18 protein-coding genes are annotated in these 24,738 nt (G+C 70.5%); 9 read left to right on the forward strand and 9 right to left on the reverse strand.

From position 1 onward, the window contains the following. Nucleotides 1-78 precede the first annotated feature (78 nt). Nucleotides 79-2,244, forward strand: coding sequence for a penicillin-binding protein activator (locus OZ403_RS03850; protein WP_174258637.1), 2,166 nt, complete (start codon nt 79-81; stop codon nt 2,242-2,244). Then, nucleotides 2,241-3,884, forward strand: a complete 1,644-nt coding sequence (locus OZ403_RS03855) for a WD40 repeat domain-containing protein (RefSeq protein ID WP_268783497.1) — start codon at nt 2,241-2,243, stop codon at nt 3,882-3,884. Before OZ403_RS03850 ends, OZ403_RS03855 begins: the two co-directional genes overlap by 4 nt. An 80-nt stretch (nt 3,885-3,964) precedes the next feature. On the opposite strand, the gene OZ403_RS03860 is transcribed toward OZ403_RS03855, so the two are convergent. After that, nucleotides 3,965-4,657 (reverse strand): NAD-binding oxidoreductase, encoded by a 693-nt coding sequence (locus OZ403_RS03860; protein ID WP_140787346.1) that lies wholly within the window; start codon nt 4,655-4,657, stop codon nt 3,965-3,967. An 84-nt stretch (nt 4,658-4,741) separates the two neighbouring features. Here OZ403_RS03860 and OZ403_RS03865 point away from each other — a divergent pair, with 84 nt between their 5' ends. Continuing rightward, complete coding sequence (locus tag OZ403_RS03865) at nt 4,742-5,482, forward strand: transglycosylase domain-containing protein (RefSeq protein WP_237078026.1); 741 nt, start codon at nt 4,742-4,744, stop codon at nt 5,480-5,482. A 12-nt stretch (nt 5,483-5,494) separates the two neighbouring features. Here the strand turns inward: OZ403_RS03865 and OZ403_RS03870 are convergent, their stop codons facing one another. The 4 genes from OZ403_RS03870 to OZ403_RS03885 form a co-directional block, all read right to left on the reverse strand. Then, the gene (locus OZ403_RS03870; protein WP_174259187.1) at nt 5,495-7,222 is read right to left on the reverse strand and encodes a serine/threonine-protein kinase; all 1,728 of its coding nucleotides are present in this window, start codon (nt 7,220-7,222) and stop codon (nt 5,495-5,497) included. A 132-nt stretch (nt 7,223-7,354) separates the two neighbouring features. After that, nucleotides 7,355-9,016: a DUF1565 domain-containing protein gene (locus tag OZ403_RS03875; RefSeq protein ID WP_237078027.1), complete on the reverse strand. Its 1,662-nt coding sequence runs from the start codon at nt 9,014-9,016 to the stop codon at nt 7,355-7,357. A 14-nt stretch (nt 9,017-9,030) separates the two neighbouring features. Beyond that, the gene (locus OZ403_RS03880) at nt 9,031-10,050 is read right to left on the reverse strand and encodes a hypothetical protein (RefSeq protein ID WP_140787352.1); all 1,020 of its coding nucleotides are present in this window, start codon (nt 10,048-10,050) and stop codon (nt 9,031-9,033) included. Nucleotides 10,051-10,091: 41 nt separating this feature from the next. Next, on the reverse strand, nt 10,092-11,894 hold the full coding sequence (locus tag OZ403_RS03885) for a CpaF family protein (protein WP_268783498.1): 1,803 nt from the start codon (nt 11,892-11,894) through the stop codon (nt 10,092-10,094). 179 nt (nt 11,895-12,073) lie between these two features. On the opposite strand from OZ403_RS03885, the gene ung reads away from it, so the two are divergent. Both ung and OZ403_RS03895 read left to right on the forward strand, forming a co-directional pair. Then, entirely contained in the window at nt 12,074-12,751 is a 678-nt protein-coding gene (gene ung, locus OZ403_RS03890; RefSeq protein ID WP_140853017.1) for a uracil-DNA glycosylase, read from the forward strand. Nucleotides 12,752-12,819: 68 nt separating this feature from the next. Continuing rightward, nucleotides 12,820-13,632, forward strand: a complete 813-nt coding sequence (locus tag OZ403_RS03895) for an acyl-CoA thioesterase (protein WP_140797196.1) — start codon at nt 12,820-12,822, stop codon at nt 13,630-13,632. 3 nt (nt 13,633-13,635) lie between these two features. Here OZ403_RS03895 and OZ403_RS03900 read toward each other — a convergent pair whose 3' ends face one another. Together OZ403_RS03900 and OZ403_RS03905 are read right to left on the reverse strand one after the other, a co-directional pair. Beyond that, entirely contained in the window at nt 13,636-14,001 is a 366-nt protein-coding gene (locus OZ403_RS03900; RefSeq protein ID WP_140787381.1) for a response regulator, read from the reverse strand. A gap of 73 nt (nt 14,002-14,074) precedes the next feature. Next, nucleotides 14,075-15,415, reverse strand: coding sequence for a M24 family metallopeptidase (locus OZ403_RS03905; protein WP_174259188.1), 1,341 nt, complete (start codon nt 15,413-15,415; stop codon nt 14,075-14,077). A gap of 167 nt (nt 15,416-15,582) precedes the next feature. Here OZ403_RS03905 and OZ403_RS03910 point away from each other — a divergent pair, with 167 nt between their 5' ends. Beyond that, nucleotides 15,583-16,362 carry a tetratricopeptide repeat protein gene (locus tag OZ403_RS03910; protein WP_140787386.1) on the forward strand — a complete coding sequence of 260 codons (780 nt, stop codon included), beginning with the start codon at nt 15,583-15,585 and terminating at the stop codon, nt 16,360-16,362. A 168-nt stretch (nt 16,363-16,530) separates the two neighbouring features. Next, entirely contained in the window at nt 16,531-19,359 is a 2,829-nt protein-coding gene (gyrA, locus tag OZ403_RS03915; RefSeq protein ID WP_268783501.1) for a DNA gyrase subunit A, read from the forward strand. A 1,174-nt stretch (nt 19,360-20,533) separates the two neighbouring features. Here the strand turns inward: gyrA and OZ403_RS03920 are convergent. Continuing rightward, complete coding sequence (locus tag OZ403_RS03920; protein ID WP_140797200.1) at nt 20,534-21,370, reverse strand: PfkB family carbohydrate kinase; 837 nt, start codon at nt 21,368-21,370, stop codon at nt 20,534-20,536. A 10-nt stretch (nt 21,371-21,380) separates the two neighbouring features. Then, nucleotides 21,381-21,995 carry a nuclear transport factor 2 family protein gene (locus OZ403_RS03925; protein WP_268783502.1) on the reverse strand — a complete coding sequence of 205 codons (615 nt, stop codon included), beginning with the start codon at nt 21,993-21,995 and terminating at the stop codon, nt 21,381-21,383. A gap of 146 nt (nt 21,996-22,141) precedes the next feature. Here OZ403_RS03925 and OZ403_RS03930 point away from each other — a divergent pair, with 146 nt between their 5' ends. Beyond that, complete coding sequence (locus OZ403_RS03930; RefSeq protein ID WP_140787394.1) at nt 22,142-23,125, forward strand: iron ABC transporter substrate-binding protein; 984 nt, start codon at nt 22,142-22,144, stop codon at nt 23,123-23,125. Continuing rightward, entirely contained in the window at nt 23,125-24,690 is a 1,566-nt protein-coding gene (locus OZ403_RS03935; RefSeq protein ID WP_268783503.1) for an ABC transporter permease, read from the forward strand. The genes OZ403_RS03930 and OZ403_RS03935 overlap by 1 nt, the downstream gene beginning before the upstream one ends. Nucleotides 24,691-24,738 lie beyond the last annotated feature (48 nt).

Consider the following 24,738-nt stretch of genomic DNA (forward strand, 5'->3'; position numbering starts at 1 on the left):
AGCGGACTCTGGCAGTGGAATCTTCCCCCCGCTCGGGTGTCGACGGGGGCGCACCCCACTGCTATGCACGCCCCTGCCATGGATGTCCTGCCCACCCTGCGCCGCTCGCTCGTCATCGCCCTGGCCCTGCTGCTGACGGCCTGCCCCCGGTCCACCCGCACGCCCTCTGGAGGTGACACCGGCGGGGACCTGCCTTCGGGAGACCCGTTCCCCAAGCGTCCTTCGGTGGAGGCGAAGAAGGACCCCGCCGCCGACGCGGCGCTGGCGCAGGCGTCCCAGACGGCCCGCGCCACCCCGGACAAGAAGAAGGCCGCGGAGGCCTACCTGTCGGTGCGCAAGGCGTATCCCGCCACCACTTCGGGTCAGGACGCGCTGTACCAGGCCGGCGTCCTCTTCTTCGAGTCCAAGGACTTCGTCAACGCGCGCAAGAGCTTCAACGAGCTGCTCTTCGAGAACCCGCTCTACTCGCAGGCGGATGACGCCAAGCACAAGCTGGCCATCTCCGCGATGGAGGTGGGCGCCTACCGCGACGCGTACCAGACGCTCTCCAGCCTCGCCGAGCGCGCCAGTGGCGCCGAGCGCACCCAACTGCTCAACGAGGCCGCTCGCGCCGCGGCGGGCGCAGGCCTCTACGGGCAGGCGCTGCAGATGGCGGTGGACGAGGCGGGCCAGGCCCAGGGCGCTCAGGCGCAGGCCGCCGCGGTGGCCAAGGTGGAGGCGCTGGTGGAGGGGCGCGCGGGCTTCGTGGACATCGCCCGCGTGGCGGAGGGCCTGTCGCCGTCCAACCCGGCGTGGCCCGTCATCACCTTCAAGCTGGCGCGCGTCTACTACCACCTGCGTGACTGGACGCGGCTGGAGGAGACGCTGAACCGTTTCCTCGCCCAGGCGCCCGGCCACGCCTTCGCGCCGCAGGCCCGCGAGCTGCTGGCCCGCGCCACGCGCCGGGTGGAGGCCCGCCCGCGCACGGTGGGCGTGCTGCTGCCCATGACGGGCCGCTACCAGCCCATTGGCGAGGCGGTGCTGCGCGGCCTCCAACTGGGGCTGGAAGGCAGCGGCGTGGAGCTGGTGGTGAAGGACACGCAGGGCGACGTCAACAAGACGGGTCAGGCCATGGAGCAGCTGGCCTTCGACGACGGTGCCATCGCCGTGCTGGGGCCCCTGCTGGCGGACGACTCGAAGCGCGCGGCGCTGGTGGCCGAGGAGCTCCAGGTGCCGCTGCTGACCATGAGCCGGCAGGACGGCATCACCGAACTGGGCAGCTACGTCTTCCGCAACATGCTCACCAACGCGGCGCAGGCGGAGGCCATCGCCGACTACGCGATGAACGTGAAGGGCTACAAGCGCTTCGCGCTGCTGTACCCGAACATCCCCTACGGCGTGGAGCTGGCGGATGCCTTCTGGGACCAGGTGGTGGCGCGGGGCGGCGGCGTGCGCGGGGCGGAGCGCTACTCGCACGACCAGACGACCTTCACCACCGAGGCCAAGAAGCTGGTGGGCCGCTACTACCTGGATGACCGCGGCGACTACATCGAGGGCGTGCGCGACGTGCAGGGGGAGAACCTGGACGCCTTCCGCCGCCGCAAGGCGATGGAGAAGGTGAAGAGCGGCGTGGAGCCCATCATCGACTTCGACGCCATCTTCATGCCGGACGACTGGCGCCGCGTCAGCCTGGTGGCGCCCGCGCTGGCGGTGGAGGACATCGTCACCAACGCGTGTGACCCGCGTGATTTGGAGCGCATCCGCAAGACGACGGGCAAGAAGGAGCTGAAGACGGTGACGCTCTTCGGCGCCAACCAGTGGAGCAGCCCCAAGGGCCGCTCGGGGCTGCCGGAGCTGGTGGAGCGCGGCGGCAAGTTCGTCACCTGCTCGGTGTACGTGGACGGCTTCTTCGTGGACTCGCAGCGTCCGGCCACGCGCCGCTTCGTGCAGCAGTACCGCGAGGCCTACCGGGCGGAGACAGGGCGGGACCCAGGTCTGCTGGAGGCCATTGGCTACGACTCCGGTCGGATGTTGCGGCAGCTCATGGAGCAGAAGGATGCACCGCGCACTCGCGCGCAGATGCGTGACGCGATGGCCAACCTGAAGGACTTCGACGGGGCCACCGGGCGCACGTCCTTCAACGAGAAGCGCGAGGCGGTGAAGCAGCTGTTCCTGTTGTCCATCGACAACAAGGGCGTCACGGAAATCAACGTCGAGAAGGAGCGGCAGAACGCCGCCTCGGCGTCAGGAGGCTCAGGGACATGAAGTTCGCGAGGGGGGCGTTCGCACTGCTGACGGGCGGGATGGTGGCGGTGGGCGGTGATGGCTGTGCACACGCGCCTCCTCGGGTGTCCCCGGAGCTGAGCGCCCGGCTGGAGTCGGAGCCGGGCACCTGGGTGTCAGGCAGCGCCGCGGGCCTTGGGCGCAAGGCCGTCCTCAACAACAAGGACTTCATCTGGGGCCTGGCCTTCGCGCCCCGGGGCGCCCGGGTGGCGTACTCGCGCCTGGGCAGCAAGTCCTACTTCCTCTCCGTCTGGGAGCTGGGCTCCGCCGAGCCGACGATGCTCGCGGACCCGGCCATCAACCCCTACGAGTTCGACGTGGAGGGCGTGGCCTTCTCCCCGGACGGCACGCGCGTGGCCACCGCGGGCAAGGACAGCGTGGTGCGCCTCTTCGACGCGGCCACCGGCGCGCTCGTGGCGGAGCGCCGCACCGAGGAGCCGCTGTCCGTGGTGGCCTTCCACCCGGAAGGGCAGTGGCTGGTGGTGGGCAGCTACAAGGGGCTGATGACGGTGCTGTCGGCGCCCGCGCTGGAGTACGGCTCCGAGGAGCGCGGACACATGGGGCCGGTGACGGCGCTGGCCTTCGCGCCGGACGGGACGCTGTATTCGGGGGGTTGGGACAAACACGTGCGGGCCTGGCGCACCTCCGTGGAGGGGCTGCGGCCGGGGCAGGCGCGCATGCGCTTCGAGCGGCGCGCCGGTTCCGTGGTGCTGGGCGGTACGGTGAATGACAAGGCGCCGCTGTCCTTCGCGCTGGATGCGCGTGCGCCCGCGCTGGTGCTCACCAGCGAGGCGGCCGCCGCGGCGGGCATCGACGTGCCTTTCCTGAAGGCGACGGTCAACGTGCCGGGGCCGCTGGGCACCATCGCCGCGCGGCTGGCGCCGGCCCAGTCCCTGCGCTTCAAGTCCATGCGGGTGGAGGGCGTGGACGTCGCCATCTGCGACGCGTGCGTGCCGCAGGGCACCCAGGGCGTGCTGGGCGCGCCCTTCTCCGAGCGGGTGGAGGTGGCCTTCGACGAAGTCACGCAGGAGGCCGTGCTGTCGCTGAAGGGCGGCCCGCCCGAGGGCGCGGTGACGGTGGACGCGCTGGTGCTCGCGCGGCGCTCGGAGTTTCCCTTCCCGGCCTACGTGAGCGACGTCACCGTGGACGCGCGCGGCCAGCGGCTGGGCGTGGGGCTGTCGGAGCAGAAGCCGGAGCGCGACCGCAGCGTGTATGAGCGCGAGCGCAAGGGTGTGGAGGAGCCGCAGGGCCCCTTCAACGCGGGCGCGCTGGTGGACGCGCAGTCCGGCCAGGTGCTGGCGAAGTGGCCGGTGCACCGGGGCGTGGTGGCCACGGCGGCCATCTCCCCGGACGGACGTTCGCTGGCCAGCGGGGGCTGGGACAAGCGCGTGTACCTGTTCACCGAAGGCGACGTGAGCGCTCGCGGCGAGCATCGCTTCGACTGGTCCGTGCGGCGCGTGCGCTTCAGTCCGGATGGGCGCTGGCTGGGCGTGGCCGCGTGGACGCCCCAGGTGGCGAGCCGCGACGGGGACAGCGACCCGGCGGCGGTGCTGCTGGACGTGGGGTATGAGTCGCCCACCGTGCAGGGGCCAGGCGCTGCCGGCGCGTCCGCCACTCAGTAGTTCCAGCCGAGACGGAAGCCGCGAGTCGGAAGCGGTGCTGCTGGACGTGGGCGGCCGGGCACGGCCGGTGCGTCCGTCGCTCAGAAGTTGAGGTGGATGTCGCCCGCGGGCATGCCGCGGGCCTGGAGCGTCGTCATCACGCCCCGCACCATCTCCTTCTGTCCGCAGAGGAAGGCCACCGCGGATTGCACGGGCCCTTCAACCAGGTGGGCCTGCACATAGCCGGTGAGGCCCTGCCAGCCGCTGGCGCCGGGCTGGCTGACGGTACGCACCACACGCACCCCTCCCGCTTCCCACTCGTGGAGCTCGTCCACGTAGGCGAAGGCGCCCGGTGTGCGCGCGCCGAAGTAGAGCGTCACCTGGCCGTAGGCGCCGCGCTCCAACTGGATGCTGGTGATGACGGAGCGGATGGCGGAGATGCCGGAGCCGGTGGCGAACAGGAGCACGTCCTGGCCTCGGGCGCGCTCTAGCGGGAAGCCCCGTCCTTCCGGCCGTGACACGTCGACGTGGGCGCCCCGGGGCAGGTGGATGAGGGCGTCTGGCAGCGGGCTGCCCACCTTGAGGAGGAACTCCCACTGCGTTCCCGGGCGGCCGGGCGGAGAGGCGATGGCAAAAAGCCCTTGTCCCACACCAGGCAGGCGCAGGTGGACGTATTGGCCCGGCCTCTCGTGGGTTCCGGCCAGGGGCGTGCCCTGGACGTCCAGCACCAAATCGGTGAGGCCATCTGCGGCGGGTGCACTGTCGGTGACGGTGGCCGGGTGCCAGTCGGGCATGTCGGGGTTTTAACCTACGCGCCTGACGCGTGCTGCCCCTGGTAGCCTGAGGGGGTGAAGAGTCTGCTCTGGACAATCTTGTTCATGCTGGGCCTGGCCGGCGTGGTGATTCCGCTGACGTACCTCTACACGGCGAGCAAGCTGCCGCCGCTGGAGAGCGAATTCGACGTGGAGAAGCAGCTCAAGCACAGCATCGAAGGCGAGCGGATGAGCCTTCGGGCGGGGCAGTCCCAGCGCAACCCGCGTCCCATCACCTTCGTGCGGCCGGACTTCTCCAAGCTGCCCAAGGACCTGGTGGCCCTCTACATCCGCCACCTGGAGTGCCCCCGGTACTTCCAGACGCCGCGAGAAGATGGGCCCGCGTGGGCCTGGCGTCTGTTCCTGGGCGCCACCGTGGGCACGTCGCCGCCGGGAGACGGGGCCTGTGAGCGCGTCCTGGCCATGCGCATCGCCGCCGCGCTGGGCATCGAGGGCACGCGTGAGAGGTCGGTGGCCGCGCACCGCATCCACACCTTCATGCAGAAGGACCAACTCATCGCGTACGACCTGTCCATCATCTACTTCGAGCGCGGCATCGTCGGCGTGGAGGACGCGGCCCTGGCGCTCTTCGGCCGAGAGCTGAGCGAGTTGAAGCTGGAGGAGCTCGCCGAGCTGCAGCTGGCCCTGCCGCCGTACTCCGACTACTACGGCATCAAGATTTGCAAGAACCCCACGGTGCTCCGGCAGGACCGCAACCGGCTGTTGGAGGACCTGGCGGCGTGGCGGCTGGTGAGCGAGGACCGCGCGCGCAACGCCATGGCCCAGCCGCTGACCTGCGCGCGCTGAGTCAGGCGCGGGTCAGCGAATCATCCCCGCCACGCCCGTCACCTTCTTGAGCAGGTCGATGCGGGCGTGGGCGCTGGTGTCGGCCCGCGCGTCGTCGCGGTACTTCGCCAGGAGGTTGCGCGCGGCGTTGGCCTTGGGGGCGTCAATCTTCCCGCTCGTCTCCAGCCGGTCCACCCGGCGCTCCAGCCGGTCGATGCTCTGGAGGATGTCCTCCAGCGTGGGGGCGGAGGCCTTCAGGGGCCGGGGCGGCGCGACGCGGGTGTCCTCGGCGCGCGGGGCCGGCGGCGGACGCTCCACACCGTCCGGCGGAGCCGGCGCGACGGCGGCGGCGACCAGGGGCTGAAGCGGCACTTCCTCCACGGGCGCCTGCTCTGGCTCGGCGGGAGGCGGGGTGACCGCAGCGGCCTGCTCCGGCGCCGCGGCTTGCTGCGGCGTGATGGACGGCGGCACGAGCGCGGGGGCCTTCGCGCCGCGGATGACGACCGCGGCGGCGCCCGCGAGCAGCAGCACGGCGAAGCTCACGGCACCCACCAGCGGCAGGTGCTTGCGCAGCGGGCCTCGGACGCCCGCGGCGCGCAGCTCCTGCGAGGTCAGCTCGGTGTTCAGCTCCGGGGGCACCGGCACCGGCGTGGTGGGACGGCGCGCGTCCGCTTCCGCCGCCGCGGCGGACTTCTCGAAGCCGGGCGCGAGCGCGCTGGGATTGGAGCGCGTGGAGGCCCGCAGGGTGCGGCGCAGCTTGTGGAGTTGCTGCCGCAGCGCGTCCGCGGAGTTGGGGCGCGTCTCCGGGTCCTTGGTGAGCATCTGCAAGATGAAGGCGTCCAGCGCGGGCGGCAAATCGGAGACGAACTCCGACGGGCGAGGCGGCCGCGCCTCCACGTGCTTCATCAGCAGGTCCACCGGCGAGCTGCCCACGAAGGGCAGGCGGCCGGTGACGATTTCGAAGGTGACGACGCCCAGGGCGTAGAGGTCCGTCATCGGACCCACTTCCTGGCCGCGCGCCTGCTCCGGCGCCATGTACTCCGGCGTGCCCACCACCATGTCCGTGCGCGTCTGCGCGGTGCGGCCGGTGGGGCCCTGGCCTCGCTTGGCGAGCCCGAAGTCCAGCACCTTCACGTAGCGCGAGCCGTCCGGCTGCTGCACCAGGAAGATGTTGCTCGGCTTGAGGTCGCGGTGCACCACGCCCGCGCCGTGCGCGGCGGCCAGCGCGGCCAGCACCTCGTCGAGCAGCGCCAGCGCCTCCTGCACCGGCAGCCGGTTCTTCTCCGTCAGCACCGCGTCGAGCGCCTGGCCCTCCAGGTACTCCATGACGATGTACTGCCGGCCGTCCGGCACCTGGCCGAAGCCGAAGATGTCGATGATGCCCCGGTGACGGATGGCGTTGACGGCGCGGGCCTCCGCCAGCAGCCGCTCCACCTGCTCGGTGGAGTGAGCCAGCTCCGGGCGCAGCACCTTCACCGCCACGCGCTTGCCGATGAGCGGCTGGATGCCTTCGTACACCAGCCCCATTCCGCCCACGCCGATGCGCGAGCGCAGCTCGTACTCGCCCAGCTTCAATCCGATGAGCGGGTCCCTCTGCACGGCTGCGGGCGGGGGAGGCTCTGAGGCCTGCACCACCACGTTCGGCTCCTCGCGCGGGGGCACGTCGAACGACGACAGCACCACCGTCCCATCGCGTGGGCACACGGTGGTGTCGGCAGGTACGGCCAGGCCGCAGGTATCGCAGATCAACTCGGAAGCCATCTCAAACCGGGAAGCAGCGTAGCAGGAGGACCCGGGTGGGGCGATGTGCTCCGGTCCGGAGTGCCTGGCCGGCGGTCAGGCGCAGCACGCAAGCGCCCTCCGGGCAGGCACCCCAACGTCGGACAGCGGACGCTACGGGTTGGCACTGACGCAGTCGAATTCCGGCAGTTGCTCGCCCGCGCTTCCTTCGAGCCCGGGGCCGGAGCCGCCCCGACCGCCCGGACCGACCTGGAAGGTGACGCCGCCATCCGTGTAGCGGACCGTCGCGCCCGGGCCACACCACACACCCACCGAGGGCCCGCCACCCCCGCCACCCCCGCCACCCCCACCGCCACCCCCGCCGCCGGGACCGCCCGCGCCGCCCGCGCCGCCGGTCGTCCGGTGGATGATGACGCCTCCGTCGACGACGCCTCCGTCCCGCACGACATGGCCGCCGTTGCCGCCGTGCCCGCCTTCGCCTCCGGGGCCTCCGGTACCGCCTTCGCCACCCTCGCCACCCGGGCCTCCACCGAGCGTGCGCAACACGCTGCCTTCCTCCATGGCCGCCTGGGAACCGATGAGCAGCAGGGAGATGGACGCGCCGCCACCGCCACCGCCGCCGCCGCCCGCACCACCACAGCCGCCCGTTCCGCCCGCGCCACTGCCACCGCCGCCAGCGACGCTCACGTTGTCGATTCTGCAGCTTCCACCAGACCCGCCGCCGCCACCGCCGGAGCCCGTCGTGCCGCCGCCGCCGGGCTCGCCTTGCTGTTCGGCGGTCCATGTCCCGTCGCGCAGCACGCCCATGCCCGCGCCGCCGCCACCCGGTGCGCCGGGGCCTCCTTCCGTGCCGCCCTGGCCTTGCTCGCCCGAGGAGGGGTTGCAGACGCACTCACGCCCGGAGCACGCGGCGTCCGGTGCATCACCGCCCGCGCCGCCCGCGCCGCCCGTCTCGCCGGGCCCGCCCGTGCCGCCATCCCGTCCAGGAGAGCCGTTGCCGCTGCCAATCACACCCAAGCCGCCCGTGGGCGCGATGCCATCCGGGCAGGTGATGGAGACAGGCGTCCCGCCCATGCCCGTATCGGAGTTGCCGTCGCCTCCGCTCTGCCCTTCGCCTCCGTCGGGGCCGCCCAGGCCCGCGTCCCCCGCCTCGCCGGGAGCTCCCTGGCCCCCCGCGCCCGCGGCCAGGGTGACGTGACGCAGACGGACCCCGGAGGAGTCCACCATGCGCACGGCGATGGAGGGCTCACCGGGGCCGGTCGCGGTGGCGGCGCTGACCTGCACGTACTCCATCAGCACACCCGCGTCCTGGAGTCCCCGCACCGTCAACCCCAGCGTGCCGGCGTCGAACATGGCCACGCGGTTCGCGGCGCGGCGCCAACCGCCACTGCGTCCGGCATAGCCGCCGTGCAGCGAGACGGGGACGTCCAGCACCAGGCCCGCCTCGTCGTAGGCGCCGCCCGCGAGGAACAGGTGGCGCGGGCCGCCGTCCAGTTCGCGCAGCATCGTCAGCGCGCGGCCCACGGTGCGCAGCGGCGCCTGCCGGGTGCCCACGCCCGCGTCGTCATCCCCGTCCATGGGGTCGATGAAGAGCCCCGCGTCCGCCTGGCCATCCACGCCGTCACAGTCGGTATCGGCGAAGGCGTCGTCGGGAAGGTCCTCGCCGGGGGCGGGGGTACATGCGGCGACGTTGGGCTCACAGCGTCCCTCGTCGCTGCAGCGCTGCCGCGCACCGTCGAAGTCGTAGCACGCGCCCGCACCGAGCGCCGCCACGAGCGCCGTGCCCGTGGCGCCGAGCATCCTGGTCTTCCGCATGACTCTCCTCGAATTCAAGGCAACGTCCCGGACAGGCCCACCATGCCCCCACCGGGGACCACGGCGGCGGAGGGCTGTACCTTCGCGGGCAGCTCACCGGGCAGCAGGAACATCACCGCGCCCGCCACGAGCCCCGCGGCGCCCAGTCCAAAGGCCACCCGACTCAGCGTCTGCGCCCGGCGGCCCGACGACGCGAGTCCATCCGCGTTGTCCAGCGGAGCGTCCGGCGTGCCGTCCTTGTCGAGCCGCGAGTACTTGTCGCCCGCCTGCAGGTAGAACACGGTGCCCACGCCGGCCAGGGCGACACCGCCCGCAGCGGGCAGCCACGCCCAGCGGCGCAGCGGGCGGATGGGCTCGGGCTCCAGCTCCAGGGCCAGCGGCTTCGCCTCCACCACGGCCACGGGCGGCGGGGGCGGCTCGGCTTGGGGCGGCGCCGGCGGCGGGCCGCGCAGGGCCGTCTGCGCCACGGGCAGCACCGCGTCGATTGATTGGGTGAGCGAGTCCAGTAACTGGTCCTCGCTCACGCCGGGGATGAGGTGCTCGGTGACGAGCGCGCCGTCGTTGGCGGTGTAGATGCGCGCGCCCGTGCGGTAGCCGCTGAGCAACTGGCCCAGCTCCGTCACCAGGACGAGCTCCGTCTTCCCCGCGGCGCCCAACGAGCGGATGCAGGAGGGCGCCGTTCGGTTGCAGCGCAGCAACGGGCGGCGCTTGGACGCGGACAGCTTGCGGGTGATGTCCTCGATACGGACCACCACCAGCCCACGGGCCCGGAGCTGCTCGGCCACGTGCTCCTGGGCGAACTCGACGACGTGGGAGGGAGCTCCCGCCGCGTCAGGCGGTGCGACCAGGACGGACAGGGGCGGCGGGGGAGCCGCGGCAGGCGCCTGGGTGGCCAGGGTGAGCGCGGCGAGGAGGGAGATCCACACCCAATCACTTTCCCCCCGACCGGACCTCCTCGCAAGGTCGGGAATCACCGCTCGTGCTTCGGGTGAAACCCACCGGGGCGGAGCGCGTGTGGTGGGAGGCCACCCCACCGGCCCGGGGTCGTTTCCGACGCGCCGGGCCGGGCGTGGCTTCAGCGCCGGGGCCGCTCCGACGGGGCCGGGCGAATCTGGGTCTTCTCGGAGCCGCCATTCGAGCCCTGGGTGCCGTCGTCGTCTTCATCGGACTCCGTCGCGGGGCGGGACGGCGGGGGGCGGCGCGCGCCCACGGCCGGGCGTGCGCCGGTGGCCAGGTTGGGCGAGGGCGCCCGCGAAGGCGGGGTGAAGGGCGGCGGCCGGCGCGGAGGCACCGTGCTGGGGCCGTCATCCTCCGCGAGCAGGTCCTCGGAGACCTCGACCTTGGCCTCGGTGGGGATGGCGGTGCGCGTCTCCTCGGCGGCCTCCGCGAAGGGGTTGCGCGTGGGCGGCGGCGTCGCGTCGTCGTCCATGGCGGGCGGCGGGCGCGGCGGCGCGGCGGCTGCGGGCCGGGCCACGGGCGTCGCGGGCTTCACGGCCGGCGGAGGCTCCGGCGGCCGGACGCGCGCCGAGGGCGGCGGGGTGGGGTGACTGGCGGGCACCTGCACCTGCACGGCTGGCGCGGGAGGAGGCGGCGGAGGCGGCGGAGCGGCGGCCTTGCCGGCCTTCGCGTCGCGGGCGTCCTGCTTGAGGCGCTGCTCGAAGTCGGCCCACTCCTTCTTGAAGTGGGCGGGGTCCGGACGCCCCTCCTCGCGGTGCTTGAGCGACGGGGCCCATCGCACGGTGTACGACTCACCCGCGTGGAAGGTGGGCGGCGGCGGCAGGCCGTAGGTGGCCGGGTCGAAGAAGGACTCGTCCAGGTCGTGGAAGCCGTACGCGCGCGCCTTGCTGACGAAGTTGGGGATGATGCCGGTGGGCGCGTGGTAGCCCAGGATGTGGTCGTCCTCATCCTTGGTGACGGGCGTGAAGACGAAGATGTCCTGGGTGCGGTAGTCGCCCTTCTCATTGAGGGGCAGCACCTCCGACAGGGCAATCGTCTTGCGGCTGCCGTCGTGGAGGCGCTCGCAGCAGATGATGAAGTTGATGGCGCTGGCCACCTGGGCGCGCACGGCCACCATGGGCAGGTCCACGCCGGACATGAGGCACAGCGACTCGATGCGGCGCAGCGTGTCCGTGGGCGTGTTGGCGTGCGTGGTGGCCAGCGAGCCGCCGTGGCCGGTGTTCATGGCCTGCATGAGGTGGAAGGCCTCGCCGCCGCGCACCTCACCGACGACGATGCGGTCGGGGCGCAGCCGCAGCGCGGAGTGGAGCAAATCACCCATGTCCACCGCGCCCTTGCCGAACTTGTCGGGCGGCCGGCTTTCGAAGGGCACGACGTGGGACTGATTGAGCTGGAGCTCGGCCGAGTCCTCGATGGTGAGGATGCGCTCCTCATCCGGGATGAGCGACGACACGATGTTGAGCAGCGTCGTCTTGCCGGAGCCCGTGCCGCCGGCCACCAGCATGTTGAGCTTGGTGGCGATGCCCGCTTCGATGAGGCGCGCCATCTGCGGCGTGAGCGACCCGAACTTCATCAAGGATTGGACCGTCAGCTTCTCCTTGAAGAACTTGCGGATGGAGATGGTGGTGCCCTTGCGCGCGATGGGCGGAATCACCACGTGGATGCGGCTGCCATCCGGAAGGCGCGCGTCCAGGCGGGGGCGCTCTTCGTTGAGCATGCGGCCGACGAACTGCGCCATGTTGCGCGCGGCGCCGAGCAGGCCTTCGTCGGTGAACGATGCATCCACTTTCGTGAGCCGGCCCTTGCGCTCAATCCAGATGTCGGTCGGGCCGTTGATCATGATTTCCGACACGGCCTCGTCATCCATGTAGGGCAGGACGGGCTTGAGGAACGCGCGGAGTGACTCGGTGTACATCGTCATGGCGCCACCCAGGCTAGCGCGCTCTGGCCCCAGGGCCCAAGAACCCGCCCCGCCTGCCCGGCTGCTTTCTGGGGCAGGGGCCGCCCACCGGCGGTTTCCAGCGCGGGCGGGCGGAAAGCAGTGGGCGCTCCCGGGGCCCGGTGTTTCAATGCCGCCGCCGTTTGGAATGGGAGGCGTTCGTGCTCGCGGAAGGGCTGCCGGAAGACTGGAAGCAGGAACTGCGCGCGGCGCTGGCGTCGCCGTCGTTCCATGAGCTGGAGCGCTTCGTCGAAGCGGAGCGGCGGGAGGCCACCGTCTTTCCGTCGGAGGAGGACCTCTTCTCCGCCTTCCGGCTCACGCCCTATGAAGACGTGCGGGTGTTGCTGCTGGGCCAGGACCCCTACCACGGGCCGGGACAGGCGCATGGGCTGGCCTTCTCGGTGAAGCCGGGGGTGGCGCCGCCGCCCTCGCTGGTGAACATGTTCAAGGAGCTGGAGAGCGACGTGGGCGTGCCCCGTCCGAAGGACGGCTCTCTGATTCCGTGGGCCCGGCAGGGCGTGCTGCTGCTCAACGCGGTGCTGACGGTGCGGCAGGCGAAGCCCAACAGCCACGCGGGGCACGGCTGGGAGGACTTCACGGACGCCGTCATCCGCGCGGTGAGCGCCAAGGACGACCCGGTGGTGTTCCTGCTGTGGGGCCGCTACGCGCAGAAGAAGAAGAAGCTCATCGATTCGAAGCGGCACGTCGTCATCGAGGGCACACACCCCTCGCCGCTGTCGGCCAGCAATGGCTTCTTCGGCAGCCGTCCCTTCAGCGCGGTGAATGCGGCGCTGGAGTCCCACGGCCGTCCGCCCATCGACTGGCGCTTGCCCGCCTGAAGAGGCGGCGAGCCCCGTGAGACTCGGGCCGGACACACCGGGTCCGCGTTGATACGCTGCGGCGCGACATGACCGCTGCCTTCCTCGCCGCCACCACCCCCGAGCCGCTCTCTCCCAACCGCTACGGCATCCGCTTCACCGCGCCCTGGTACCAGGGCAAGGGCGCCTATGGCGGCATCGTCGCGGGGGCGACGCTGCGCGCGTTGGAGCACACCCTGGCGCAGGCCCAGCAGCCGGGCCGTCCCGTGCGCACGCTCACCGTGCACTTCTGCGCGCCCGCGGTGGAGGGGGAGGCGGAAATCCAGACGCGCATCGAACGGACGGGGCGGCTCGTCACGCACGCGACGGCGCGCATCGAGAGCGCCGCGGGTGTGCTGTGCGTGGCCACCGCCACGTTCGGCACCTCGCGCGGTGGCGTGACGGAGTACTTCGACGTCAAGCGCCCCGTCGTCCCGCCGCCGCACGAGGTGCCCGCGGTGCCGGATGACGTGCCCATGCCCACCTTCTGCAGCTTCTTCGAGTACCGCTTCTGCGTGGGCTCGGCGCCGTACTCCGGCGCGGACGTGGCGGAGACGGGCGGGTGGATTCGTCCCAAGGACTCGCTGGTGCTGGACGCGCCGCTGTGCGTGGGGCTGATGGACGCCTATCCGCCGTCGGTGCTCTCGCGGGTGGATGGTTTCCACGCGGCGGCGAGCGTGGACTTCACGGTGCACTTCTTCCACGACCTGCCACGGCCCGGCCTGCGCGAGGACGCCTACTTCCTGCGTACGGGGCGCTCACGGCAGGCGGCGGAGGGTTACTCGGAGGACTTCCAGCAGCTGTGGACCCAGGAGGGCGAGCTGCTGGCCCAGTGCCGCCAGTTGGTGGCGGTGTTGGGGTAGCGCTCAGGCCGCCGAGGCGAGCTGTTTGACCAGCAGTCGCACCAGCTCCACGGGCTGGATGGGCTTGGGCAGCAGCTCCGCGCCGTAGCGGATGGCCACGGACACGAGGTCATCCAGGTCCTCGTGTCCAGTGAGGAAGATGAACGGCACCCGGCAGTCCTTCAGCTCACGCATCACCGTGAGCACGTCGGAGCCGTTCATGTCCGGCATGTTGTAGTCGCAGAGGATGGCGGAGACGCTGGACAGGTCCAGGTTGAACGCCTCTGCGGGTGACTGCACCGTCACGACTTCGTAGCCCGCGCTCTGGAGGATGTCCCTCACCACCGAGAGCACGAAGGCGTCGTCGTCAATCACCAGCACGTTCTGCATCGGGCCCTCTCCGGGAGCGGTTCAGCGCATCCTACTCAAGCTTCTCCCACGAGATTGTCACGTGACACATGTCTCACGGCACGGGGCGGGATGGACCCGGGGAGGGGATGAGCACCAAATCCTCCTGGGGTGGGATGAGGTATTCCGCACCCGTCTCGGTGACGACGGCCATCTCCTCCACGGCGATGATGCGCTGCTCGCCCTCTCCGCCGTCCGGCCACGCGAAGAACCCGTCGAAGGCGAAGACCTGCCCGGGCCGGACGATTCGCGCCGCCTGGCCCGCCGCGGGCTTGCCCTGCTGCGCGCCGGAGAGCGCCGGGCCCACGTCATGCGCCCAGTAGCCCACCGGGTGCCCCGTTCCCCACATGACGGGCGCGGAGCCGGCTTCCCGCATCCAGTCGCGCTGGGCCTTGTCCACGTCCCAGCCGCGCACGCCGGGTTTCAGGGTGGCCAATGCAATCCGGCTGCCCTTCTTGCCCTTCTCCCACTTCTCCAGGGCCTCCTTGGGCGGTTGCGTCTCGCCCGGCGCCAGCACGTAGGCGAAGCGCTGGATGTCCGTCACCCACATGCCGCCCACGCGGATGCCGAAGTCCGTCTGGATGAAGTCACCCGGCTGGATGACGCGCTCGGTGGCGTGGGAGTGCCCGCGCGTGGGGCCGCTCTGGACGTTGGGATTCTGGTCCGGCGCCCAGGCGTCGCCCACGCCCAGCTCCGCCATGCGCTTGCGGAGGAAGCGGGCCACATCCACGTCGCGCGTCTTGCCCGGCACCACCGCGCGGTAGGCCTCCACCTCCATCTGGGACGTCAGCGCGGCGGCCTTGCGGAGGATGTCCACCTCCTCGGGCAGCTTCACGGAGAGCCACTCGGAGACGAGGTCCTCGGAGGACACCAGCTTCTTGCGCAGCGCGGGCGTCAGGGCCTTCTCCAGCGCGGCGCGCTGCGTGGCGGACAGGCCATCCGCCACCGTCACCGACGTGGACGAATTGACGGCGATGCGCCTCGGCTTCGCCGCCGCCAGCCGCGAGGCCACCTGTGCGTAGAGATTCGTGCCGCGTGGCAGCGGCACCACCTCGTCGAGCGGCGCCACGTCGCGGAGCGCGGTGGCCTCGCCTTCCGGTGACAGGGCCACGCCGCGCACGGCCGCGCCCTGCTTGAGGAACAGGAAGGCGGCGGTGCCTCCGGCGTTCTCACAGCCGACGTGGATGGCCAGCGGGTCGTTGTCGTTCTCCCGGCAGATGACCACCCACGCGTCCACGTTGGCGCGGGCCATGGCCTGGGGCAGCAGCTTCTGGATGCGCTCCTTGCGGATGCGGGGCCAGGCGTCCTGGGACGCGATGGGGTCGGCGGGCGCGGCGCTGGCGATGGGGGCGGCGAGGAGCAGGGCGGAGAGCAGGGCGTGCCGGACGCGAGTCATGCGGGGAGCAGTCCTTTCGGGAAGGAACGTCATCATCCCCGAGCGCCTGGCGGGAAGGGACGCGCGCGGCGTGAAGTCGTGTGGCGTGCGTGCGAAGAACCGTGCGAAGCCCACCATCGGGCGGCACCATGCAAGCGTTGTCGCCGTGGCTCGTTTAAGGTGTGTCCATGGCCAAGAGCACGTCCCAGAAGCGTCCGTCGAAGGCGAAGAAGCCCGCCGCGTCGAAGGCGAAGGCGAAGAAGGCCGCTGCCCCGAAGAAGGCCGCATCGAGGACGAGCGCCGCGCCCCGTCGCGCCAGCGCGCCGGTGTCTGAGCCCACCGTCGAAACCCCTCGGCCCCCCGTGCTGGAAGCCGAGCCCGTCCTCGCCGACGAGCCCACCTCCGGACGCCCGGGCCCCAAGGCGCTCCCGTCCGGCGAGCCCGCGGGCCGGGTGCTGCCCTTCGAAATCGACCCCAAGCGCATGGAAGAAGGGCTGCGCAAGCTCCAGGGGGAGATGGTCCACTGGGCCAACAAGGGCCGCTACACGCGGGTGCGTTTCAAGTTCCGGGGCAAGCAGCTGCTTCCGGACCTGCCGCTGGCCGCCGTGGTGGCCGCGGAGGGACTCACGTTCTACTGGGGCGGCATCCTGCGCGTGCTCATCGCCAACGTGGTGGGCGGCAGCGTGTTCCAGGTAGAACTCGTGAATGACGCGGAGAAGCGCGTCCAGGCGGGCAAGGAGGCCCTGCTGTCGGGAGACGTGGACCAGGCGCTGGTGCTCTTCCGGGAAGCCGTGGCCATGGACCGTGACTTGCCCTCCGCGCACCTCAACGTGGGCGTGGCCCTGAAGCTCAAGGGCGACCGGGAAGGGGCCTTGGAGGCGTTCGAAAAAGCGAAGGAAAGGGACCCGGAAGGACCGGTAGGCGCCGAAGCAGAGCGCCTGGCCGCTCCCCTGCGTCCGCAGGGCTGAAAAAGGCTCGCTCAAGCGTTCAAAAAAGAGTCCCTTTCCGGCATCCCGCCGTTCGGGGCGGAAGCCCCTTGTTTCCCCTGTTGACGCTGGGAAATCCAGGGGTTACGAACGCTCACTCACTGGACGGCGGCCCCTATTCGCGGGCCCCTCCGCAGACTTCCAGAGCTCATGGCTGACGACACGACTGACAAGCCGGCATCGCCCTCCGCGCCTCCTCCCCCGGACAGCGCTGGAGAGCTCATTCCCGTCAACATCGAAGACGAGATGCGCCGTTCGTATCTCGACTACTCCATGTCCGTCATCGTGGGGCGCGCGCTGCCCGACGTACGTGACGGACTCAAGCCCGTGCATCGCCGCGTGCTGTACGCGATGAATGACTTGGGCAACCTCCACAACCGGGCCTACAAGAAGTCCGCCCGCGTGGTGGGTGACGTCATCGGTAAGTACCACCCGCACGGTGACTCGTCGGTGTACGACGCCATGGTGCGCCTGGCGCAGGAGTGGAGCCTTCGCTACCTGCTGGTGGACGGCCAGGGCAACTTCGGCTCGGTGGACGGCGACTCGCCAGCGGCCATGCGCTACACGGAAGTGCGCATGGAGCGGCTGGCGGAGGACCTGCTGGCGGACATCGACAAGGAGACGGTGGACTTCGGTCCCAACTACGACGACTCGCTGGAAGAGCCGCTCGTCCTCCCGTCGAAGTTCCCCAACCTCCTGGTCAACGGCAGCAGCGGCATCGCGGTGGGCATGACCACCAACATCCCGCCGCACAACATGACCGAGGTCATCAGCGGCACGCTGCACCTCATCGACAACCCGGGCTGCACGGTCCGGGACCTGATGGAGTTCATCACCGGTCCGGACTTCCCCACCGGCGCCATCATCACCGGGCGCGAGGGCATCGTCCGCGCCTACGAGACGGGCCGCGGTCAGGTCACCATCCGGGCGCGCTCGGACATCGAGACCTCCAAGAAGGGTGACCGCGAGGCCATCATCTTCACGGAGATTCCGTACCAGGTGAACAAGGCCCGGCTCATCGAGAAGATCGCCGAGCTGGTGCGCGAGAAGAAGCTGGAGGGCATCAGCGACATCCGCGACGAGAGCGACCGCCAGGGCATGCGCATCGTCATCGAGCTCAAGCGCGATGCGATTTCGCAGGTGGTGCTCAACAACCTGTACACGATGACGTCGCTGGAGACGACCTTCGGCGCGGTGATGCTGGCCATCGACGGGGGCCAGCCGCGCACGCTCAACCTGAAGGAGATGCTGGACCGGTTCATCGCGCACCGCCGCGACGTGGTGACGCGCCGCACGCGCTACGAACTGCGCAAGGCGCTGGCGCGCATGCACATCGTCGAAGGCCTGCTCGTCGCGCAGGACCTCATCGACCTGGTGGTCAGCCTCATCCGCGCGTCCAAGGATCCGGACGAGGCGCGCTGGGGCCTGATGCACATCCTGTCGCCCGCGCTGTACGAGCACGAGCGCTTCGTCAACCTGGAGCGCATCGACTACGCGAAGGCGAAGGCGCAGATGGAGCTGCTCGTCTCCCGCGCGCGCAACGAGGAGCCCAGCTACGGCGGCCTGGCGCACAAGTACGAGGGCGCGGGCTTCAGCGAGGGCCAGGCGCAGAACATCCTGGAGATGCGCCTGCAGCGGCTCACCGGCCTGCAGCGCGAGGAGCTGTTCCGCGAGTTGATTGGCCTGGTGCGCGACATCGCGCGGCTGCAGGACATCCTGGCCAACGAGCGCAGCCTGCTCAACGTCATCAAGACGGAGCTCGTGGAGATTCGCGAGCGCTACGGCGACAAGCGCCGCACGGAAATCACCGGCGCCGTGGATGAGATGACCAGCGAGGACCTCATCGCCGAAGAGACGATGGTGGTGACGCTGTCGCACACGGGCTACATCAAGCGCTCGCCGCTGACCGAGTACCGGGCGCAGAAGCGTGGCGGACGCGGGAAGACGGGCGCTGCGACGAAGGAAGACGATTTCGTCAGCAAGCTGTTCGTGGCCAGCACGCACGCGTACCTGATGCCCATCACCACGAAGGGCAAGCTGTACTCGCTGAAGGTGCACCAGATTCCGCAGGCCAGCCGCACGTCGCGCGGCAAGGCCATGGTGAACCTGGTGCAGTTCGGAGAGGGCGAGCGGCTGGCGCAGGTGCTGGTGACGCGTGACTTCCCGGAGAACCGCTACGTCTTCTTCGTGACGAAGCGGGGCGTGGTGAAGCGCACGGACCTGAGCGCGTTCGAGAACGTCCGCTCCAGCGGCATCATCGCGCTGGGCATCGACGACGGTGACGAGCTGGTGGCGGTGATGATTACCGACGGCAGCAAGGACATCCTGCTGTCGACGGCATCGGGCATGAGCATCCGCTTCCCGGAGACGGAGGTCCGCTCCATGGGCCGCCAGGCCTACGGCGTGAAGGGAATCACGCTGGAGGACGGCGACGAGGTGGTGGGCGCCGACGTGGTGGAGACGGACGCGGCCATCCTCACGGTGACGGAGAACGGCTACGGCAAGCGGACGCAGGAGGCCGAGTACCGGCAGCAGGGCCGTGGCGGCAAGGGCATCATCGACATCAAGACCACCGAGCGGAATGGCAAGGTGGTGGGTCTGCTCCAGGTGAAGGAGTCGGACGAGGTGATGATTGTCACCAACGGCGGCATGCTCATCCGCATGCGGGTGAAGGAGATCTCCGTCATCGGCCGCAACACGCAGGGCGTGCGGCTGATTGCCCTGGAGAACGAGCAGGAGAAGGTCATGGCCATCTCCAAGCTGCCCGAGAGCGACGAGTCCGAGGAGAACGGCGAGGCGGTGGCGCCGGTCGAGGGCGCGCTGCCCACGGCGGAGGCCAGCGCCTCGGAGGCGACTGACGCCGCCGCGCCTGCGGACGCCACGGCTGAGGCGGCGGCGCCTGCGGAAGCCGTTGTCGAGTCGCCCTCGGCGTCTGGGGAGGGCGGCACCCCGGGTGGCGAGGAGCCCACGCAGGGCTGAGCCGTTCGCAGTGAGGAGCGGGGGCCCACGGGCTCCCGCTCCTGTGTCACCCGTGGGGCACTGTCTCAGGGCCTCACGGGCGTTGAATCGCCAGATTCGGTGCTTCGCCACCTCGACGGCGTAGGTGGAGCCCATGTCCGCGACGGGACCGTCCTTGTCACAGGCGCCGTCCTTGACGGTGAACCGGACGAAGACCACGCCCTCTGGCCCTGGGGCCACTGTCACGTCAAACGACTCCCGTCGATACAGGCACACCTCGTCGGGTGTGGCGCCTCGGTGAGGCTTCACACCCAGCGGGCGGAAGTCGTCCATCGCCAGCGAGATGGCCGCCGCCAGGTCCGCGGGAATCCGCACGCGTCCATCGGCTGGGAGGTCGATGGGGAGCGTGAACCGGGCCGCCTCAGCCGCGGGCGCACGCTCCGGTTTCAGTGGCCGGTGGAAGAGGCCACAGGCGGGCAGCGTGAGGCAGAGGCAGAGCCGCAGGCGGCGCGACATGTTCCCTCCTGACTCCGGCAACATGGAGTTCAAGCTTCATCGACGGGAGTGATGAAACCAATGAGCTTCCAGGTCTTTCCTTGCCGAACGTACACTTCGTCAGGGCGGCCAGGGTCATCCATGTGCGGTATCAGCTTCATGACTCGGCACTCTGCGTCGAACTGGATGCGGATGACCCAGCGCTGATTTTTCGCGCGCCTGTCCTCAGGAGACATGGGGGAAGGGAACCACGGATGGCTGTGGTAATCCGCGAGGATTGAGGCGTAGCCCCGAGAGTCATTGACGTATCGAGGGGAGTGGCAGCTCTTTCGCTTGTCCTCGAAGACAATCGTCGTCCGACCCTATGGAGATGGAAAGCTGGCGTAGTGCATGCCATCCCGCAGCGTGTAGATGGCACCGCAGTATTCCTGGCCGAAGTCCTTCGCCCGGGCGCCATCCATCTCCATGATGGCCGGGCAGGGTTGGTCGATGACGTCATCAATGTCACGAGAAGGGTGAATCGCTGGCCAAGGGCCCCGTCCCCATACATCGCCATTCTTGCGGCCAAAGTAATGCCCGGTGCCTGTCCGAACGTACGACTGGCCATTGCATCCAAGTGCCAGGACTGGCAATACGAGTCGACTGTTCCTCATGGTCCCCTCAGAGGCACTTCGTCAGCGTAACGCGGGAGGATGGTAGCTCAGCGCAGTTCCGCTGGAAGCCGGCTGGCATCCAGCTTCGGCACACCCACCTGCGTCACCGCCTGCGCGCCAAACCAGTTCGCCAGCGCGGCGCAGCGCTCGAACGGCAGTCCTCGCAGCAGTCCCAGCGTGAAGCCAGCGAGGAAGCAGTCCCCCGCGCCCGTGGCATCCACTTCCTCCACCGCAACCGTGGGCACGTCGATGCGCGCATCCGCCGTGAACACCGTGCAGCCCCGCGCCCCACGCGTCACCACCAGGCACGTCCGCTGACGTACCCGCTCGACGTCCATCGCCCGGGCTTCCTCCTCGCTGGCCTTCAGCACCCGGAGCCGCTCCAGCAGCCCCGCGAAAGGCGTGTCCTCCAGGCGGAGATTGAGCACCCGTCCGTCATCATCGAGCGCCCGAATCAACCCCTGCGCATCCGCCAGCACATGCCGCGCCCGCCCAGAGACATGGATCAGCGTCTCCGGCAGCACCTCACCCGCCACCCCGCAGGCCAGTGCCACGCGTGCGTCCACGGTGATGTCCGCAGGGCGAATCGGCTCCGCCTTCGCACTGACGCGAAGCGTCCGTGCCTCTCCCTCGAAGTCCGCGATGAACTGCGTGGTGCGCGTTCCCGGAACGATGCGCGGCGGATACCGGACCTGGTCCGCGTAACGGAAGTCCTCGCCGGCCACCGCGGCCACCGCGTACTCCAGCCCCATCGCATCCAGGACGGACGCGATGTACGCCGCCGACCCGCCGAGCGCATGTGTTTCCCGCCCGGGGCCATGCCGGAGCAGGTCGTGGCAGTAGCTCCCTACAACCAGCACATCGCGCAGGGATGCGTCACCCATGACGCGCGTTCTACTTCCGGGTGAAGTCCTTCGGCACGGGAACCCCCGCGGCCTTGTCGTCCGTCCAGGCGATGTTGAGAATCCACCAGCGCCGCCCATCGAAGACGAGCTGCAAGCTGTTGACGCCCGTGGTCATCACCGGCCCGTCCGCGGTTTCACGCGTCTCATACGCGCTCAGCACCTGGACCATGTCGCCATAGCCCGATGCCTGCCGGCGCGTCTCCTTCTCGAAGAACCCCCGCTTGTCGAAGGCCACAGCGGCGGAGGTGGCATAGTCATCCGGCGTGAAGGGCGTGGCCGCGGGCCCCTTGCCGTCCTTCGGGCGGCGGATGGGAATCATCTGCGCGCCCGGGTGGAAGAGGGCGCGGAAGCGATGCCAGTCGCGCGCCTGTCCCGCAGGGCCGCTGATGACGTCGTACAGCGCGGCGATGAGGGAGTCGATGGAGCGCACGTCCTCGGGGCGAGGCGCGGGGGCGAGCTGGAGCGCGCTCCGGGTTCGCTCGGCGGCGTCCTTCATCGGGTTGGGCGTGGAGACGGGAGGCTTCGGGGTCGCAGGCGGCTGCGCGAGGGCGGAAGGCGCGGCGAGCAGGGCGGCGGCACAGGCGGCGACGAGCGGGCGCGGCATGGGTGTCTCCACGGTGGCGGGAGGTGGCGGCCCACGAGGCTACTCCGGGCCGGGAAGGAGCGCTGTCGTCACCTGTTTCGCGCTTCACCGGGCGCCCGCGCGCAATCGGTGGAAGCGGGGGAGGCCGTCCGTTAGGGTTCCGGCCCATGGTACGACTCCTCCTGACCTCCCTGGTCCTGACCCTGGCCTCCCCCGCGCTCGCGGCGGAGACGCTCACCATCTACTCCGGCCGCAACGAGAAGCTGGTGGGCCCGCTCCTCAAGAAGTTCACCGAGAAGACGGGGGTCGAGGTGAAGGTGCGCTACGGCGAGACGCCGCAGCTCGCCGCCACGTTGCTGGAGGAGGGCGCGAAGACGCCCGCCGACGTGTTCTTCGCGCAGGACGCGGGGGCGCTCGGCGCGCTGGCGAAGGCGGGCCAGCTGCAGGCGCTGCCCAAGGAGACGCTGGACAAGGTGGATGCGCGCTTCCGCTCGCCGCAGGGCGTGTGGGTGGGCACCAGCGGCCGGGCGCGCGTGGTGGCCTACAACACGAAGAAGGTGAAGGCGGACACGCTGCCCAAGAGCATCCTCGGCTTCACGGATGCGAAGTGGAAGGGCCGCCTGGGCTGGGCGCCCACGAACGCCTCGTTCCAGTCCTTCGTCACCGCGCTGCGGCTGCTCAAGGGCGACGAGGCCGCGACGCAGTGGCTCAAGGGCATCCAGGCCAACGCGCCGCGCGTCTACAAGAACAACTCCGCCATCATCGAGGCGCTGGGGCGCGGTGAAATCGACGCGGGCTTCGTGAACCACTACTACCTGTACTCCGCGAAGAAGAACAAAGCGGACCTGCCCGTGGCCAACTACTTCGTCGCGGCGGGTGACCCGGGCGCGCTGGTGAACGTGGCGGGCGTGGCCATCCTCAAGGGCTCGAAGAACACCGACGCGGCGAAGAAGCTGGCCGCGTACCTGCTGGACGCCGAGGCGCAGACGTACTTCGCGCAGGAGACGTCCGAGTTCCCGCTGGTGTCTGGCGTGAAGCTGGCCGAGGGCCTGCCGGCGCTCGACAAGGTGGGCTCGCCCGACCTGGACCTGTCCAAGCTGGATGACCTGCGCGGCACCGTGAAGCTGCTCCAGGACAACGGCGTCCTCTGATGCGCCGTCGTGCCCCGGTGGGGTTGTGGGTGGCCGGCGTGGCCATGGCCGCGCTGGCGCTGGTGCCCGCGGTGTACCTGTGCGTGCGGGCCGTGGACGCGGATGCGGACGCATGGGGCCTGCTGCTGCGAGACAGGACGTGGGGCCTGATGGGCCGCACGTTGGGGCTCGCGGCGGCGGTGACGGGCTGCGCGGCGCTGTTGTCGCTGCCGCTGGCCTGGCTCACCGCGCGCACGGACCTGCCAGGGCGCCGTCTGTGGACGGTGTTGCTGTGTGTGCCATTGGCGGTGCCCACGTTCGTCAGCGGCTACGTGCTGCTGGCGGCGTTTGGCGTGGGCGGCGCGCTGGAAGAACCCCTGACGCGCTGGGGCCTTCCGGTTCCACCCGTGTATGGCTTTCCCGGAGCGCTGCTGGCGCTGACGGTGTCGACGTATCCGTACTTCTTCCTCGCGCTGCGCGCCGGGCTGCTGTCCCAGGACCCGGCGTGGCTGGAGGGAGCGAGGAGCCTGGGGCTCACCCCCGCCCGGGCCTTCTTCCGCATCACCGTGCCCCTGCTGCGTCCGGCCTTCGCATCGGGCGCGCTGCTGGTGGGCCTGTACGTCCTCTCCGACTTCGGCGCGGTGGCGCTGCTGCAGTACGACGCTTTCTCGCGCGCCATCTACGTGCAGTACGAGGGCGCGTATGACCGCAGCTACGCGGCGCTGCTGGGATTGGCGCTGGTGTCCGTGACGGTGGGCGTGCTGGCCCTGGAGCTGTGGCTGCGCGGCCGTGCGGGCTACCACCGCAGCGCGAAGGGCGCCGCTCGGGCCTCCTCGCTCGTGCGGCTGGGCCGTTGGCGCGTGCCGGCGCTGCTCTTGTGCGGCGCGGTGGTGGCGGTGGGCGTGGCGCTGCCAGTGGGCATCCTCGTCTACTGGGGCGTGCAGGGGCTGTCGGTGGAGTCGGGGCCGATGATGGGGCCCGCGTGGAACTCGGCGAGTGCTTCCATGCTGGGCGCGGTGGCGGCGGTGGTGGGCGCGCTGCCGCTGGCCTTCCTCGCGGTGCGCTACCCGAGCCGCCTCACGGTGGCGCTGGAGCGCGTGTCCTACGCGGGCTATGCGCTGCCGCCCATCGTGCTGGCGCTGTCGCTCGTCTTCCTGGGCGTGCAGGCGGTGCCCTTCCTCTATGGCACCCTGGTCATGCTGGTGCTGGCCTACGTGGTGCGCTTCCTGCCGCAGGCGGTGGGCGTGGTGCGGGCGTCGCTGCTCCAGCTCAACCCGCACCTGCCGGAGGCCGCGGCGTCGCTGGGCCAGCCTCCGTCCGGCGTGCTGCGCCGGGTGACGGCGCCGCTGCTGCGGCCGGGGCTGCTGGCGGGCGCGGCGCTCGTCTTCCTCACGGCGATGAAGGAGCTTCCGGCCACGTTGCTGCTGGCGCCCATCGGCTTCGAGACGCTCGCCACGCGCGTCTGGGGCGCCACGGCCGAGGGCCGCTTCGCCGAGGCCGCGCTGCCGGCGCTGGTGCTGATGGCCGTCTCCACGCTGGGTGTGGGACTGCTGGTGTCGCAAGAGGGCAGCTCGTCCCCGAGTTAAGCCAAAGCGCCCGGGCTCGCGGGAACGCGGTAGGGTGCGCCGCCCGCC

The sequence above is a fragment of the Myxococcus sp. NMCA1 genome (genome assembly GCF_026810205.1).
Lineage (GTDB): Bacteria > Myxococcota > Myxococcia > Myxococcales > Myxococcaceae > Myxococcus > Myxococcus xanthus_A.

Bases quoted from the DNA above. Each gene is read 5' to 3' on its own strand.
- OZ403_RS03905 (WP_174259188.1), bottom strand. From the start codon at position 15,415: ATGACTCGCGTCCGGCACGCCCTGCTCTCCGCCCTGCTCCTCGCCGCC.
- OZ403_RS03920 (WP_140797200.1), bottom strand. From the start codon at position 21,370: ATGGGTGACGCATCCCTGCGCGATGTGCTGGTTGTAGGGAGCTACTGC.
- OZ403_RS03895 (WP_140797196.1), top strand. From the start codon at position 12,820: ATGACCGCTGCCTTCCTCGCCGCCACCACCCCCGAGCCGCTCTCTCCC.
- OZ403_RS03935 (WP_268783503.1), top strand. From the start codon at position 23,125: ATGCGCCGTCGTGCCCCGGTGGGGTTGTGGGTGGCCGGCGTGGCCATG.
- gyrA (WP_268783501.1), top strand. From the start codon at position 16,531: ATGGCTGACGACACGACTGACAAGCCGGCATCGCCCTCCGCGCCTCCT.
- OZ403_RS03870 (WP_174259187.1), bottom strand. From the start codon at position 7,222: ATGGCTTCCGAGTTGATCTGCGATACCTGCGGCCTGGCCGTACCTGCC.
- OZ403_RS03865 (WP_237078026.1), top strand. From the start codon at position 4,742: ATGCTGGGCCTGGCCGGCGTGGTGATTCCGCTGACGTACCTCTACACG.
- OZ403_RS03860 (WP_140787346.1), bottom strand. From the start codon at position 4,657: ATGCCCGACTGGCACCCGGCCACCGTCACCGACAGTGCACCCGCCGCA.
- OZ403_RS03910 (WP_140787386.1), top strand. From the start codon at position 15,583: ATGGCCAAGAGCACGTCCCAGAAGCGTCCGTCGAAGGCGAAGAAGCCC.
- OZ403_RS03855 (WP_268783497.1), top strand. From the start codon at position 2,241: ATGAAGTTCGCGAGGGGGGCGTTCGCACTGCTGACGGGCGGGATGGTG.
- OZ403_RS03875 (WP_237078027.1), bottom strand. From the start codon at position 9,016: ATGCGGAAGACCAGGATGCTCGGCGCCACGGGCACGGCGCTCGTGGCG.
- OZ403_RS03925 (WP_268783502.1), bottom strand. From the start codon at position 21,995: ATGCCGCGCCCGCTCGTCGCCGCCTGTGCCGCCGCCCTGCTCGCCGCG.
- OZ403_RS03900 (WP_140787381.1), bottom strand. From the start codon at position 14,001: ATGCAGAACGTGCTGGTGATTGACGACGACGCCTTCGTGCTCTCGGTG.
- OZ403_RS03930 (WP_140787394.1), top strand. From the start codon at position 22,142: ATGGTACGACTCCTCCTGACCTCCCTGGTCCTGACCCTGGCCTCCCCC.
- OZ403_RS03850 (WP_174258637.1), top strand. From the start codon at position 79: ATGGATGTCCTGCCCACCCTGCGCCGCTCGCTCGTCATCGCCCTGGCC.
- OZ403_RS03885 (WP_268783498.1), bottom strand. From the start codon at position 11,894: ATGACGATGTACACCGAGTCACTCCGCGCGTTCCTCAAGCCCGTCCTG.